The sequence below is a fragment of the Halomonas sp. H33-56 genome, assembly GCF_040147035.1.
In the GTDB taxonomy this organism is placed as follows: Bacteria; Pseudomonadota; Gammaproteobacteria; order Pseudomonadales; family Halomonadaceae; genus Halomonas; species Halomonas litopenaei.
Genome location: NZ_JAMSHP010000001.1, coordinates 2,371,735 through 2,387,108 on the forward strand (window position 1 = coordinate 2,371,735; position 15,374 = coordinate 2,387,108).

13 protein-coding genes are annotated in these 15,374 nt (G+C 64.0%); 10 read left to right on the forward strand and 3 right to left on the reverse strand.

The genetic code is table 11. From position 1 onward, the window contains the following. Positions 1 to 12: 12 nt before the first annotated feature. Positions 13 to 840 carry a cytochrome b/b6 domain-containing protein gene (locus tag NFH98_RS10010; protein ID WP_349622626.1) on the reverse strand — a complete coding sequence of 276 codons (828 nt, stop codon included), beginning with the start codon at positions 838 to 840 and terminating at the stop codon, positions 13 to 15. A gap of 264 nt (positions 841 to 1,104) precedes the next feature. Between NFH98_RS10010 and pdxH the strand changes: the two genes are divergently transcribed. Then, on the forward strand, positions 1,105 to 1,746 hold the full coding sequence (gene pdxH, locus NFH98_RS10015) for a pyridoxamine 5'-phosphate oxidase (protein ID WP_108133409.1): 642 nt from the start codon (positions 1,105 to 1,107) through the stop codon (positions 1,744 to 1,746). An 80-nt stretch (positions 1,747 to 1,826) separates the two neighbouring features. Here the strand turns inward: pdxH and NFH98_RS10020 are convergent, their stop codons facing one another. Continuing rightward, entirely contained in the window at positions 1,827 to 4,574 is a 2,748-nt protein-coding gene (locus NFH98_RS10020; protein WP_045992205.1) for a bifunctional acetate--CoA ligase family protein/GNAT family N-acetyltransferase, read from the reverse strand. Positions 4,575 to 4,802: 228 nt separating this feature from the next. Between NFH98_RS10020 and NFH98_RS10025 the strand changes: the two genes are divergently transcribed. After that, positions 4,803 to 5,738 (forward strand): histone deacetylase family protein, encoded by a 936-nt coding sequence (locus NFH98_RS10025; RefSeq protein WP_348816129.1) that lies wholly within the window; start codon positions 4,803 to 4,805, stop codon positions 5,736 to 5,738. A gap of 326 nt (positions 5,739 to 6,064) precedes the next feature. Further along, complete coding sequence (locus NFH98_RS10030) at positions 6,065 to 6,697, forward strand: helix-turn-helix domain-containing protein (RefSeq protein WP_045992207.1); 633 nt, start codon at positions 6,065 to 6,067, stop codon at positions 6,695 to 6,697. Between the two features lie 31 nt (positions 6,698 to 6,728). On the opposite strand, the gene NFH98_RS10035 is transcribed toward NFH98_RS10030, so the two are convergent. After that, entirely contained in the window at positions 6,729 to 7,586 is an 858-nt protein-coding gene (locus NFH98_RS10035; protein ID WP_045992208.1) for a formate dehydrogenase accessory sulfurtransferase FdhD, read from the reverse strand. Positions 7,587 to 7,809: 223 nt separating this feature from the next. Here NFH98_RS10035 and NFH98_RS10040 point away from each other — a divergent pair, with 223 nt between their 5' ends. The 7 genes from NFH98_RS10040 (at position 7,810) to fdh3B (ending at position 15,372) form a co-directional block, all read left to right on the forward strand. Further along, complete coding sequence (locus NFH98_RS10040; protein ID WP_349622627.1) at positions 7,810 to 8,241, forward strand: DUF3305 domain-containing protein; 432 nt, start codon at positions 7,810 to 7,812, stop codon at positions 8,239 to 8,241. Further along, entirely contained in the window at positions 8,238 to 9,038 is an 801-nt protein-coding gene (locus tag NFH98_RS10045) for a DUF3306 domain-containing protein (RefSeq protein WP_349622628.1), read from the forward strand. The genes NFH98_RS10040 and NFH98_RS10045 overlap by 4 nt, the downstream gene beginning before the upstream one ends. A 119-nt stretch (positions 9,039 to 9,157) precedes the next feature. After that, entirely contained in the window at positions 9,158 to 10,969 is a 1,812-nt protein-coding gene (locus NFH98_RS10050; protein ID WP_349622629.1) for a 4Fe-4S binding protein, read from the forward strand. Next, positions 10,966 to 11,625, forward strand: coding sequence for a TorD/DmsD family molecular chaperone (locus tag NFH98_RS10055; protein WP_349622630.1), 660 nt, complete (start codon positions 10,966 to 10,968; stop codon positions 11,623 to 11,625). Before NFH98_RS10050 ends, NFH98_RS10055 begins: the two co-directional genes overlap by 4 nt. Before the next feature lie 2 nt (positions 11,626 to 11,627). Beyond that, a complete protein-coding gene (locus NFH98_RS10060) occupies positions 11,628 to 11,840 on the forward strand; it encodes a twin-arginine translocation pathway signal (RefSeq protein ID WP_349622631.1) in 213 nt (70 codons plus the stop codon). 18 nt (positions 11,841 to 11,858) lie between these two features. After that, a complete protein-coding gene (locus NFH98_RS10065; protein ID WP_348816134.1) occupies positions 11,859 to 14,714 on the forward strand; it encodes a formate dehydrogenase subunit alpha in 2,856 nt (951 codons plus the stop codon). A gap of 34 nt (positions 14,715 to 14,748) precedes the next feature. Continuing rightward, entirely contained in the window at positions 14,749 to 15,372 is a 624-nt protein-coding gene (gene fdh3B / locus NFH98_RS10070; RefSeq protein ID WP_045992214.1) for a formate dehydrogenase FDH3 subunit beta, read from the forward strand. Positions 15,373 to 15,374: the final 2 nt, after the last annotated feature.

A 15,374-nucleotide genomic window follows, 5' to 3' on the forward strand; every position in this document is an offset into this window, starting at 1 on the left:
GCCTTCGGCGTTTCACAAGCGCCCCCACAGCCACATCACACACCCCGTACTGAACAGGGCCAGCAGCGCCGCTCGCACCATCAGGGCCGAGCGGCCAGGCTCTACCCCCTTGCCGCTGCTTCCACGTTGCCCTTGCTGGTGATCTGACGCCCGATCTGACTCTTGATCTGACTGTTGCTCTGGTTGCTGGTGGGTCTCTGCGTCCGTCTCGGCCCAGTGCGCACCCCGCGGCAGCGTCTTGCGGCCGCTGAACATGGCGCCTACCAGTCGCTCGCCGAGGCAGCGATGGGCCACCAGTGCCCCCAGGTGAAGCACGATCAGCGCCAGCAGCACATTCGCGTTGAGGTGATGAATCCACAGAGCCGTGTCGCTGACTGCTGCTGGCACCAGGGTATGCAGCGGCGCCTCGAAGAAGATGTCATCGGTGACAAAGAGCCCCGTCAGTGCCTGAATCGTCAGGCTCGTCAGCATCGCCAGCACCGCCCATCCCCCCAGCGGATTGTGACCGGCAAAGATATCGGCACGTCGCTTCATCAGGTCTCTGGCATAGGACAGCGTTACCGAGGGAGATCGCAACCAGGAGCCGATGCGCGCGTGGTGATCGCCGACCAGCGCCCACCCCCAGCGAAACAGCAAAAGCCCAAGCGCTATCAGCCCAGCCCTGGCGTGCACGTTTTGCGGAAAGTCGAACAGGTCGGTCTCCACCTTCATGGTCAGAAATGAGAGTACAACGCAGGCCACCAGTCCCCAGTGAAATAGCCGGATGACCAGGCTCCAGACACGCCGGCTACGCCCTGATGGCCTGTGCTCGGCGGCTGACGTTGACTCGATAGATGGCATGGTCGCTCCCCCTCGCTGATAAAGGCACAACGCCTGGCGCCAGTGACGATATACTCAAGATAGCCACTCCCTGTGGTGGCGCCTTGCCAAAGCGGTACTTGCTAAAGCTGTAGCAGCTGACATTCATCATGACTCGCGACGATGACGGTGGTGTTCCCGGCGACGCGGGGCGACATCTCGGACACAAGGTGCGATGATTTATCAATTGGACGACGGTACCCGTAGTGGCCGTCCTTTTTTTGTCTGATTCCACCGGAGATACCGATGACCCGTGATATTGCGGACATTCGACGTGACTATGAAGGCGGCAGCCTGGACGAAGGCCAGGTACCCAAGGATCCCTTCACCATGTTCGATGAGTGGTTCGCCCTGGCCCTGGATACCGATCCCCAGGATGCCAATGCCATGACCCTGTCGACCGTGGACAGCCAGGGCCTGCCCCACGCGCGGGTGGTGCTGCTCAAGGGGTTCGATCAAAACGGGATGGTCTTCTACACCAACTATCACAGCCACAAGGGTAGCGAACTGGCCAACGTCCCCCATGCGGCCCTGACCTTCTGGTGGCCCAAGCTGGCGCGCCAGGTGCGCATCGAGGGACGCACCGAGCAGGTCGCCGAGCAGGAGTCGGACGAGTATTTTGCAAGCCGTCCCCGCGGCAGTCAGCTCGGGGCCTGGATCGCCACCCAGAGCGTGGTCATCCCCGATCGCGACTGGATCGAGCAGCGCCAGCGGCGCTTCGAGAAGGCCTACGAAGGCCAGGATATCCCGCGCCCGGTGCACTGGGGAGGCTACCGCGTCGTCCCCGAAATGATCGAGTTCTGGCAAGGACAGCCCAGTCGCCTGCATGACCGGGTTCGCTACGGCCGCCGCGATGGCCACTGGGAAGTGGTGCGGCTGGCACCCTGAACGAATCATCCGACCGGCTCCCGCCTTGCAAGCACAGGCGGGAGGCCAGGCCGGCGGTCCTGGAATCGAACGCCGACCTGCTACTCCATCGGCCGTTCCAGGCGGTGGCGCTGCCAATCGTTACCCGGCTCGTTGAGGCGCAGCACTGCGTCCACCACCTGCTCCTCCATGTTGAAGCTTTGTCGGAACCCGAGGTGCTTCATCAGTGCGCGCATGGGGTGATTGTCGATCATGATCTTGCCGACCATCTCCAGGGTGCCGACCCCCTTGCAGTAGCGGATCATCTTTTCCATCAGACGACTGCCGATACCGAGCCCCTGAAGGTCATCGCGGATGATGATCGAAAACTCGGTTCGGATATTGTCGGGATCGTTCCAGACCCGAACCACCCCCAGCATCTCCTTGCTGCCGTCTTCGCAAAGGCGCTCGGCGATAAACGCCATCTGTCGGTCGTAGTTGATATGGGCCAGGCGCGACAGATCGCCCTGGCTTAAATCGGTCTTGTTGTGGAAGTAGCGAAAGCGGATGCTCTCCTCGGACAACTGCCCGTGGAAGTCGGTAATCAGAGGGGCATCTTCAGCCCGAATGGGCCTGAACTCGACGTCCCAGCCGTTTCTGAGCTTGACCCACTCCCTCAGTTCTTCGGGATAGGGCATGATCGCGAAGCGTGCAGGAGAACCGAGGTCCATGGCGAAGTCCACCGCCACCATGCCGTCTCGATTGAGCAGCAGCGGGTTGATCTCGAGACCACGCAGCCGAGGCAGGTCGGTGGCCATCTGCGACAGGGTCACCAGTAGTTGGCACAGCCTTTGTTCATCGCGCTCTGGATCACTCGAGTGCTCACGAATCAGCCGCGCGGCGTGGGTACGAGACACCATGTCCGCGGCCAGCGTCATGTTCAAGGGCGGCAGGGAGACCTGTCGATCCGCCAGAATATTGACCTTGTAGCCGCCGATGCCGAATAGAATCAGTGGTCCGAAGACCGGGTCCCGGGTGATGCCCGCGCACAGCTGCATCGAATGCTTGCCACGTTGCATCGGCTGGAGACAGAACTCTCGCACGCGAAAGCCGGGAAATTTCTCGGAGACCTTCTCGCTGAGGCGATCCACCGCCTCGGCCACGTCGCCGGGTCCGGCCAGATCCTGGACCAGCCCCGCCGACAGCTTGTGAGGATGCCGCCGGTAACGAAACGGCCGACTGTTGCCGTCGTGCACGATCTTGATCGCGAAGGGTCCCGTCAGCTCCCGGGCGGCCTCCTCGGCGGCCTGGGCACCGTCGGGATAGCGACTCTCCGCCACCGGCAGGCCGTAGGCCTTGAGCACCTGGGCGGTCTCGCTATGGGTCAGGCTCTCGCGACCATCGGCGAGCACCTCGTCGATCAGCCGGTGGCAGCGCTCTCGCACCTCGGCCGAGGTCGAAAACGGCAGGCTCGGGGGCGTCTGCTGCAATAGCGACTGGACCCGCTGATAGTCGACCATGTGCATGAAGGCCTTCACCGCCTTCTCCGGCGACAGATAGGTGGGTACACCCGCTTCGTGACACAGGTGACGAGCGCCGATCGCCTGTTCGAAGCCCATCCAGCTGGTCAAGAGGTTACGCCGAAAGCGCTTGCGTTCACGGATCAGCGCCTCGGCGGTCGCCTTGGAAGGCGCCAGACGTGTCGGAGCATGGACCACCAGTACGGCGTCCACATTGGGGTCGGCGGCGACGATCTCCAACGCTGCGACGAAGCGTTCCGGGGTGGCGTAGCCCCCGAGATCCACCGGGTTTTCGCCGGGCTTGCTGATATCGAGGTCTCGCTCGCGCAGCGATGCCTGGGTAGCCTCCTCGAACTCGGCCAGACGACCTCCGGCGTTGATCAACTTGTCGATGGCCAGCATGGCCGGCCCCAGCCCGTTGGATACGATCGCCAGACGGTCACCCTTGAGTGGGCGCATCCGTGACAGTGTCTCCAGGGCGTCATACAGCTCATCGGAATCGTTGACCCTTACCACGCCCGCACGCGCGAAGGCCGCATCGAAGACCCGATCACGATGGGTGACGCCTGGCGTCGGTGGCAGGCCGCTGAGGTCGGCTTGGCTGGTCCTGCCACTCTTGATCGCCAGTACCAGCCGATTGCGCGACGCATCACGTACGGCGGTCATGAAGTGCTGGGCGTCGTGGACCCGTTCAAGGTGCAACAGGATCGCCTGGGTAGGCGAGTTCTGATTGATGTAGTCGATCAGGTCGGGAAGCATGACATCGACGCTTTCCCCCAGCGTCAGCAGGTGAGAAAAGCCGATCCCGCGCCCGGCCGCCCAGTCGATCATGGCGTTGGCCAGCATGCCCGACTGCCCCAGATACGCCACCTTGCCTCTGGGCACCGTATGACTGGAGTAGGACGCATTGAGCCGTCGTCCCGGCACGATCAAGCCCATGCACTCCGGCCCCAGTATTCGGATGCCGGAGGACCGGGCCGCATCGAGCATGCGCTGGCGGATCGACGACTTGCCGCCTTCGTCCTGTTCGAGCTGACTGCCACCGGACAGTACCAGGGCCGCGCGCACCCCGCGTTCACCCAGCCGGCTCAACAGTTTCGGCAGGGTCGAGACCGGCGAACACAGGATCGCCAGGTCCACCACCTCGGGAAGTTGAGAGGTGCGAGCGACGCACTCGACCCCGTGGACGCTGGCGTACCCCTTGGGGTTGACCGCCCACAGCTTGCCGCCGTAGCCGCCGTCAAGCAGATTGCGAATGACCTGCCCACCCGTGGACTCTGGCTTCTCGGAGGCACCCACCACGGCGATCGAGGCGGGATCGAAAAAGCGACGAAGAAACTGGGTGCTCACAGGTGGTCTCCTCAGGCGACGGGTAGCCGACACCCTGGCGGCGAATTGTGCGGACTTGCGCACTTGAACGTTATGGAAATAGTGCCGGAGTGTGGCGCTACCCCACAACCACGTCCAGCGCTAGCTTGACCAGGAACAAGGCATCCTTGGCATCACGCTTCGACCATTTGCCACTGTCTCGGGGTTCGTATTACTCCTAAGGTGGCGCCAGACCAGTCGGAGATATCGATGATCACAGCCTTTCTCAGTCACCCGTACTGCCAGCGTCATGACATGGGGCCGGATCATCCCGAGAGTCCCTTGAGACTCGATGCCATCAGGGCGCAACTGATGCGCTCTGGCGTGCTGCAACACGCGATGCAGGCAGACGCTCGGGAGGCCACTGAAGAGCAGTTGCAGCGCGTGCATCCCGAGGCGCACCTCGCTCGGCTGGAGCAGACTTCGCCCCAGGAGGGGCACGCCTCGATCGACGCCGATACCCTGATGAACAGCGACAGCCTGCAGGCCGCACGTCTGGCCGCCGGCGCCGTGGTCAAGGGGGTCGATCAGGTGTTCCGCGGTCAGGCCGACAATGTCTTCTGTGCGGTCAGGCCTCCCGGTCACCACGCCGAGGCCCAGGAGGCCATGGGCTTCTGCTTCTACAACAATGTTGCCGTCGGCGCAGCCCACGCCCGCGCCGTCCACGGAGCGCGGCGCATCGCCATCCTCGACTTCGATGTCCACCAGTGCAACGGCACCATCGACATCTTCAAGAATGACCCCGAGGTGATGGTCTGCACCAGCTTCCAGTATCCCTTCTACCCCTGGCGCTATCTGGATACCCCTTACCCCAACGTGGTCCACACGCCGCTGCCCGCCGGCACCGAAAGCGCTGGTTTTCGCGCGGCCATCGAGCGTGACTGGTGGCCCGCTCTTGAAGACTTCGGCCCTGAGCTGATACTGGTCTCGGCGGGCTTCGACGCCCATCGCGACGACCCCATGGCAGAGTTGTGTCTCGCCGACGAGGACTACCACTGGATCACCCAGGGTATCCTCGATATTGCCCGGCGACATGCCGAGGGCCGCGTCGTCTCGGTGCTGGAAGGGGGCTATGACCTGGCGGCGCTGGGACGTTCGGTGGAAGCCCATCTGCGGGCCCTGCTGGGGTTGGCCTACCAGCCCTGACGACGGCGACTGGAGCCGTCTTGGCGAATCGCCTTTCACCTGGTGGCTTGGCTCACCCCTTGCCCTTGCTTTGCCTTGTCCTTGCTTTGCCCTGCCCCTGCCATCGGCCTGTGTTTCCCGATGCCGGGAAACATGTCCGGGAAATATCGACGCGCCGAACCGCCTCATGGTGGACTCGGACGCCAGGCTGTCAGCAAACTCCAGTAGCAGGCCGGGGCAGATAGTCCAGATAGAAAACCCGAGTCGAAGGCCCGCCGAGACACAGGCAGGGAGTGGCGACGCTGTGGTAGCCTAGAGGAAACCTGGTTTCCTATTGTGAACACGACATGGCGCAACACACCGATCAGGAGGCGGCACTCAAGATCGCCTCCGGCCGCAAGGCCTTCGTCGAACCCCTTCGTCTGGGGGAGCGACTCAAGGAGATTCGTCTGGCCAACCAGTGGACCCTGGAGGACGTCAGCCAGAAGACCGGTCTCGCGCGCTCGACCCTGTCGAAGATCGAGAACGATCAGATCTCGCCGACCTTTACCGCCGTGCAGAAGCTGATCGGCGGCCTCGACATCGACCTGCCCCAACTGCTGTCACCGCCCAGGCAGCAGACCCGCACCATGGGCAGGCGAGACATGACGCGCCGCGGCGAAGGCCAGCGCCACCCTACCCCAACCTACGAACACGAGCTGCTCAGCTGTGAGCTGGCGCAAAAGCGCATGATCCCGTTCAAGACCATCGTGCGCGCCAGACACTTCGAGGAATTTTCCGAGTGGGTGCGCCATGATGGCGAGGAATTCCTGATGGTGCTGGACGGCGAGATTCTGCTGTACTCGGAATTCTACGAGCCGCTGCGCCTGGTTGCAGGCGACAGTATCTACTTCGACAGCGACATGGGTCACGCGCTGGTTTCGGTGAGTGAAGAGGACGCCACCGTACTGTCGGTCTGTACCCGTCGCGAGAACACCTGAGCGACAACGTCTGGGAAGCCCCCGATGGCGCCTAGTCTTTCGTCTGCCGGCGCTTGATATCTCCGGGACGCCGGGCCGGCTGTGCGTCGAAGTCGAAGCGCTCGCGCCCATGGACAATCTGGAGCCTGCGCCCCTTGGCCCGAGCGATCAGCAGCACGCCGAAGCGCCGGGCCAGCTCCACGCCCTTCTGGGTAACGCCTGAGCGCGACACCAGCACCGAGATACCCATCTGGGCCACCTTGAGCACCATCTCAGACGTCAGCCGTCCGGTGGTATAGAAGATGTCCGCCTGGCCGAGCGGAAGGTCGTCGAGCCACTCTCGGCCAGCCAGGGTGTCCACCGCATTATGCCGGCCCACGTCTTCGACAAAGTCGAGCACCTCGGTCTGGCGACATAACGCACAGCCATGGACCGCCCCCGCGCTGCGGTAGGTCTCGTTGTAGTCTCCCAGGTTGTCGAGCAGCCGATAGATCACCGACTGACTCACCCTGGCCTGGGACAGCCGGGTCTGTGGCACCGCATCGAGCAGGCGGCCGAATACCGTGCCCTGACCGCAGCCGGTGGTAACGGTGCGCTGGCCTAGCCGTTGCTCCAGATCCTCCGGCGAATGGCGAGTGACCACCGCCGCAGCCTCGACTTCCCAGTCGACCATCACCGCCTCGAGGTCTTCGCGCTGCGTAATCAACCCCTGATTGCGCAAATAGCCCACCACCAACGCCTCCGGGTCCGCTCCCAGCGACATCAGGGTGACGATCTCCCGCCGATTGAGGTACACCGTCAGCGAGCGCTCCGCGGCGATAGCCTGACGGTGCGACTCGCCGAACTCATCGACGACGTCGATCTCGATGGTGGGCGGCAACAGGGCGTGACTACGTTGTATGGTCGACATCTCGATCCCCGATAAACATTTCCGATAGGCCTTTCCGATCGACCTTCCCATCGGACAATAAGCGCTGAGGTGGCCGGATAACGTCGAATTGACGGCGTGATGCGGAAACTGCTTTGCTAATACTGCTTGCTGACACGAGTCGGCCGATAAAAGCAGTCGGAACCACGGATCAGGTTCGACGGCATGACTGACCGCATCCTGCCATTGCCAAGGACATTACGCCATGACGAGGCTAGCCAATCGCCGGCCACTCAGTGTGACGATCACGCCACAGGACAAGGTAATCAAGGGCTTTCGCCAGCGCAGCTGGGCAGTCGAGCGTCTGGAGCCTGGCGATCAGGGGCCCAGCGTCGTGACGCTGGTGCTCAGCCTGACCGAGCGGGCGGCTTATCGGTTCAACCTTCAGGCCGCTGCCCCACGTCTGTTTATCCGCGCCGGACACAGCGACGGAGAGCCCCATGTCGATGCCATCACCGCAAGTCAGGACGTCGCGGCCAATTGGATGGACGGAGAACACCGCGTGCTCGCCACAGAGATGCCACTGGCGATCCAGGCCTGGATAGAGGCCTATCTGGTGGCCCATGGCGAGGCGCCGATCGAGGGGCGCAAGAAAAAGCGCAAGGGTGCCGGACGTGCCCGGGAGAACACCCCATGAGTCGCCTGTCACAGTGGTCCCGCAGAAAGCTCAAGGACCCGTCGGTTGTTGACGGCACACCCCCTGACGCCACCGCCGCCAGTGATGCTGCTCTCGACACGCAGGGAGCCCCCGCCGCCCCAATTGCCAGCAGCGATGCCAAACCGTGCCACTCCGAGGTCGATACCGCTGCCGCGCCCGAGCACGATGCGCACGACGGCGCACCACCCGCGGACGCGACCTCTGATGCGGACGTCGAGCTACCGCCTCCCGAGTCGCTGGCGCCCGGCAGCGATATTCGGGCATACCTCGCCTCGGGCGTGGACCGGGCGCTCAAGAAACGCGCCCTGCGCCAGCTGTTTCGCGGTGAACGCTACAACCTGCGCGACGGGCTGGATGACTATGATGATGACTTTCGCGCCAAGCTGACCCCCTTGCCCAGCGAGACCGCCCAGCGCCTGCGCCGGTGGTGGGATAACGTCGATGACGAGGAGGCCGCGGAAGATAGCGTCGCCGACTCTGCGGGCGAAACGCCAGACGCTCTTTCAGACACCCCGCCAGACGCTCTGCCAGACACCCCGCCAGGGCACAGCGATCAGGGAGACGGCGCTAGCGACGAGGACGTCGCCGATACCACCACGACGCCATCACCGTCACCGGACGACGCCACAACGTCGGAGGCCATGACACAAGCTGGCGAACGAGGTGTCAGCCACACCTCCGCATCCGCCAAGGCAGGCCGCGCAGCGCCAGCCGCTGGCCGGGCGCTGGCTGCCAGCGAGGAAGATCCCGAGGGGCCTGGTCCCACCTCGTCATAGCGGTGCTTACCGCCTTCGACCAAGGAGTGTTGGCGCATTTGATGTACAGCGCTCACACTTGGGGATGACACATAAGAAAAAATTCATAACGAACACAAAGTTTTCGACCGTGAGTCAGCATGAACCAGAAAATCGCAACCGTGCCGGTGGACACCGAGGTCAACCGGCAGGCCCGTGAGCGAGCCCTTGGCGCCGTCTCCTGGCCGCTCAATCTCGTCGCAGCAACGGTGGGTTACCAAAGCCATGGCCATCTACTGGCGATTGGCGACAGCGCGTCCCTGCTGGAAGTGCTGGAAGTGCTGGAGCGTGCACGAGGGCTTGAACAAGGGCTTGCCAGTATCACGCTGGTGGTGACCGATGTGCCGGATGATGCTCTGTTGCAGCGTGCCGAGGCTGCCGATGTGCAGCTCCAGCCGCTACTCGCCTCCCAACTCGGACGGCTGCACCTGGAAGGCTACCTTGGCCACTTCAGCGCCTGGCTCGACGGCCATGAGGGCCCCATCGAGCTTGCCCGGGCACTGCTGGGCCGAGAACACCATGACCTGGTGCTGGATCTGACACCGACACCGCGCCTGCCCCTGGAACTGCCACCTCCCGGCTATTTTCATGCCCCGGTCGCCGGTGAAGCGCGCACGACACTGATCGACGGCCTCGGCGACTATATCGGTGAATTCGAAAAGCCCCGCTACTTCGAGGTCCACGCCGATCGCTGCGCCCACTCCACTCGTGGCTTCGGTGGCTGTACCCGCTGTCTGGAAGTGTGTCCCGCCGACGCCATCAAGAGCGTCCCCGGACGCATCGATGCCCGCATCGAGATCGATCCCTACCTGTGTCAGGGGGTCGGTAGCTGTACCAGCGCCTGCCCCACCGGGGCCATCGAATTCCGCCAACCGCATAGCCTGCGTCAGCAGGACACCCTGCTCGCCTGGCTCGACCACTACCACGCGGCCGGCGGCCAGTCGGCGGTGCTGCGCTTCGTTCAGGCCGATCACGCCCAGCACCTGCAACCCGACGCGGCCGGCCACGTCATCGATGTGGCGCTGGAAGATCTGGGTTCTGCCGGCGTCGACCATTGGCTGTCGGCCATTGCCGCCGGCGCCTGCGAAGTGCGCATCCAGGCCTACTCCGACATGCCGGACAGGCTGGTCGCTCACCTGGAGGATCAGCTGGCCCAGGGCAGAGCGATCCTCGAGGCGCTGGGGCAGGATCCCGGCCGACTGCAGTGGTTCAGCGACGAGGAGCAGGAAAGCTCGCTCGCCCTGCCTCGCCATGCGGGTCTGACGCCCCGGCTGCGCTCCCTGGAACAGGCTCAAGCGTTCGGGAGCGACAAGGACACCCCGTCGGCCACGGTACAAATGGCCGGCGGACGACCCGGCAATACAGGGGCAACAGATGGCGCAGAAGCGCCCGGCAAGCGCGAGCGTCTCACCCTGGTACTGGACCATCTGGCCGCCACTGGCCATGTCGACGGCGAGCGGCACCCGATGCCTCCGGGCAGCCCATTCGGGGGCATCGAGGTCAATGCCGATGCCTGCACTCTGTGCATGGGCTGTGTTGCCAGCTGCCCGACCGGCGCGCTCGGCGCCGGAGGCGACACCCCGCGCCTCGACTTTCGCGAAGCAGACTGCGTCCAGTGCGGCCTGTGCAGCAAGAGCTGTCCAGAATCCGCCATCCGCCTGTCTCCCGGCTTCCTTGCCAGCGCGGAACGCAGCCAGTGGCGAGTGTGCCACGAAGACGCACCCTTTCACTGCATCGTCTGTGGCAGCGCCTTCGCCAACGCCCGCACCATCGCCGCCATCCAGCAGAAGCTGGCCAACCATGCGTACTTCAGTGGTGACCAGGCACGTCGGCTGGAAATGTGTCAGGACTGCCGGGTCAAGGACGTATGGCACGAGATGGCGACCAATCCGGAGGCCCAGGTCAAGCTATGACCACGCACGACATTCCTGACTCCCGCACCGAAGAAGCCGAACTGCGGGCCGACATCTACGCCCTGCTGGCGGCACTGCTGCGCGAGCCCCCCAGCGAAGCCCTTCGCCAGTGGCTTGCCGGCCTCGAGGGAGAGCCGGACGACATTCGTCTGAGCCAGGCCTGGAGCCGGCTGGCCGCCGCCGCTGCCGACAGCGACGTCGAACGCCTGGAGCGTGCCCACTTTCGTCATCTGATCGGGGTCATCCAGGGCGACGTGCTGCCCTACGCCTCCTACTACCGCGAGGGCGGCCTGATGGAAGCATCACTGGTCGCACTGCGCCGAGATCTCAAGACGCTGGGCATCCAGCGCTCTGGCGACGTCTCGGAGCCGGAGGATCATCTGGCGGCAATGTGCGAGGTCATGGCGATGCTGATCGGCCAGAACGATCAGCGAGCCGGCAGCTTCTTCCATCGCCACCTGGCACCCTGGGCCAGCCGCTGCATGCACGACCTAGCCCGTGTCGACACCCCCTTCTATGCGGCGCTGGGTGAACTGGCGACGCTGTTTTTCCAGCGCGAGAGCGCCATCCTGATCGACAACACTACCCTTGGAACCCCTGTGCCCGGCACCAGTGTCCACGAGGACCGAGGCCAGGCCCTTGGAGCAGGAGAATGAGCATGAGCACAACGCCCAACACTCAACGCCGTCGTCTTCTCAAGGCCCTGGGAGGCGGCACCGTGGCCGCCGGTGCCGCGGTGGTGGTCGGCCAGGCCTCGGTTGCTGTGGCGCGCGATGACAGCGCCACGACCGCCACCGAGAAAGCCGATGACAGCGCCGGTTACCGCGAGACAGAACACGTACGTGCCTACTACGCATCCCTGCGCGACTGACAACAAGGAGAGCCTGCCATGCGACTGACACGTACCTCCACCACACCCAAGGTCTCCGGTCTCGGCATTTCCCGGCGCCAGTTCCTCAAGCGCAGTGGCGCAGCGACCAGCGGTGTCGCCGGTCTTGGACTGTTCGGCTCACCGATGATGCAACGCGCCGAGGCGGTCGAGAAGACGCCCTACAGCGATGCTCCGGTGGAAACCCGCCGCACCATCTGCTCCCACTGTTCGGTGGGCTGTGGCGTCTACGCCGAGGTCCAGGAAGGGGTCTGGACCCACCAGGAACCGGCCTTCGATCACCCGATCAATCGCGGTGCCCACTGCGCCAAGGGCGCTTCACTACGCCAGCACGGTCACTCCACCCGCCGCCTCAAGTACCCGATGAAGCTGGTCGGGGGCGAGTGGCAACGTCTGTCCTGGGACCAGGCCATCGACGAAATCGGTGCCAAGGTGCTGGAACTGACCGAGCAGCATGGCCCGGATAGCGTCTACTGGCTCGGCTCGGCCAAGTTCAGCAACGAACAGGCCTACCTGATGCGCAAGTTCGCGGCGCTGGCCGGGACCAACAATACCGACCACCAGGCGCGCATCTGCCACTCCACCACCGTGGCGGGCGTCGCCAATACCTGGGGCTACGGAGCGATGACCAACTCGCTCAACGACCTCCAGAACAGCCGCTCGATCATGTTCATCGGCTCCAACCCCAGCGAAGCGCACCCGGTGGCGATGCAGCACATCCTGCTGGCCAAGGAGCGCAGCCAGGCCGAAATCATCGTCGTCGATCCGCGCTTCACCCGCACGGCGGCCAAGGCCGACCACTACGTGCGGATCCGGCCGGGTTCCGACGTGGCCTTCATCTGGGGCCTGCTCTGGCACATCTTCGAGAACGGCTGGGAAGACCAGCAGTACATCGACCAGCGCGTCTACGCCATGGACGAGGTCCGCAACGAGGTCGCCAACTTCCCGCCGAGTGAAGTGGAGCGCATCACCGGGGTGCCGGAAGCCGCCATGTACGATACCGCCAGGCGGCTGGCGGAAAACCGTCCCGGCTGCATCGTCTGGTGCATGGGTGGCACCCAGCACACCACCGGCAACAACAACACCCGTGCCTACTGCATCCTCGAACTGGCGCTGGGCAATATCGGCAAGTCTGGCGGCGGCGCCAACATCTTCCGGGGGCACGACAATGTCCAGGGGGCGACCGATCTCGGCCTGATGTCGCATTCGCTACCCGGCTATTACGGTCTGTCGGAAGCCGCCTGGAAGCACTGGGCGCAGATCTGGGACCTCGATTACGAATGGCTAAAGAGCCGCTTCGATCAGACCGAGTACGCCGACGGCTACCCCATGCACTCCAGCGGCATCACGGTATCGCGCTGGATCGATGGCGTCCTCGAGGAAGACCAGGACATCTCCCAGCGCACCAGCCTGAAGGCGATGTTCTACTGGGGCCACGCGGTCAACTCCCAGACCCGCGGCACCGAAATGCAGAAAGCCATGCAGAAGCTCGAGATGATGGTCATCGTCGACCCCTATCCCACCGTCGCCGGGGTCATGCACGATCGCAGCGATGGCGTCTATCTTCTGCCGGCGGCCACCCAGTTCGAGACCTACGGCAGCGTCACCGCCACCAATCGCTCTCTGCAGTGGCGTGACCGGGTGGTGGAGCCGGCCTTCGAGGCCAAGCCCGACCACACCATCATGTACCTGCTGAGCCAGCGCCTCGGATTTGCCGACGAGCTGTTCAAGAACATTCAGATCAACGGCGAGGAGCCGCTGATCGAGGACATTACCCGGGAGTTCAACCGCGGCATGTGGACCGTAGGTTACACCGGGCAGAGCCCCGAGCGGCTCAAGACCCACCAGCAGAACTGGCATACCTTCAGCTTCCGCGATCTGCGTGCCGAAGGCGGCCCGGCAGATGGCGATTACTACGGCCTGCCATGGCCCTGCTGGGGTACCGCGGAGCTCAATCACCCCGGCACCCCCATTCTGTACGACACCAGCAAACCGGTGTCCCAGGGCGGCCTGACCTTCCGTGCGCGTTTTGGCATCGAGCACGAAGGCACCCCGATTCTCGCCGACAACTCGTTCAGCGCCGGTTCCGACCTCGAGGACGGCTACCCCGAGTTCAGCGCCCAGATGCTCAAGGACCTGGGCTGGTGGGACGAGCTGACCGACGAAGAAAAGGCCGCGGCGGAAGGCAAGAACTGGAAGACCGACCTGTCCGGCGGCATCCAGCGCGTTGCCATCGCCCATGAATGCTCACCTTTCGGCAACGCCAAGGCGCGCTGCAACGTCTGGACCTTCCCCGACCCGATTCCCAAGCACCGCGAGCCGCTCTATACCTCACGCCGGGATCTGGTCGAGGACTACCCCACCTGGGATGACGTCGCCTCGCACTACCGCCTGCCGACGCTGTACCAGAGCATTCAGCAGAATGATGCCAGCAAGAAGTACCCGATCATCATGACTTCTGGCCGCCTGGTCGAGTACGAAGGCGGCGGCGAGGAAACGCGCTCCATGTCCTGGCTGGCCGAGCTGCAGCAGGAGATGTTCGTCGAGATCAACCCTGCCCTGGCCAACGACCTGGGGGTCAAGGACGGCAACATGGTGTGGGTGGAAGGCGCCGAAGGCGGCCGTATCAAGGTCAAGGCCATGGTGACGCCTCGGGTAGCGCGGGAAGTGGTGTTCATGCCCTTCCACTTCGGCGGCATGTTCCAGGGCGAAAGCCTGGCCGATCGCTATCCGGATGGCACCACGCCCTACGTGATCGGTGAGGCGGTCAACACCGCCACCACCTACGGCTACGACTCGGTGACCCAGATGCAGGAAACCAAGTGCACCCTGTGTCGCATCGAACTCGCCAGCTAGACACCGACGTCACCGAACCAACAGGAGTTTCGACATGGCCCAGATGAAATTCATGTGTGACGCCGAGCGCTGCATCGAGTGCAATGGTTGCGTCACCGCCTGCAAGAACGCCAACGAGGTCGAGTGGGGCATCCAGCGCCGCCGGGTGGTCACCCTGAATGATGGCGAGCCGTCCGAGGTGTCCATCTCGGTGGCCTGCATGCACTGCGATGACGCACCCTGCATGGCGGTCTGCCCCACCGACTGCTTCTACAAGACAGACGACGGCATCGTGCTGCACGACAAGGATCTGTGCATCGGCTGCGGTTACTGCCTGTACGCCTGCCCCTTCGGCGCGCCGCAGTTCCCCCAGCAGGACGCCTTCGGCGAGCGCGGCAAGATGGACAAGTGCACCTTCTGCGCCGGTGGCCCCGCCGACAGCCCCGAAGAAGAGTACGAGAAGTACGGCGCCAACCGCATCGCCGAGGGCAAGCTGCCGCTGTGCGCCGAAATGTGCTCGACCAAGGCGCTGCTGGCAGGCGATGCCCAGACCGTTGCCGACATCTTCCGCGAGCGGGTGGTGCGCCGTGGTCACAAGGATGGCGCCTGGTCGGATATCGGCAATGGCTCGCCCTCGGCGATCGACGCCATGGCCTACGACGCCACACGTAACCAGTGAGG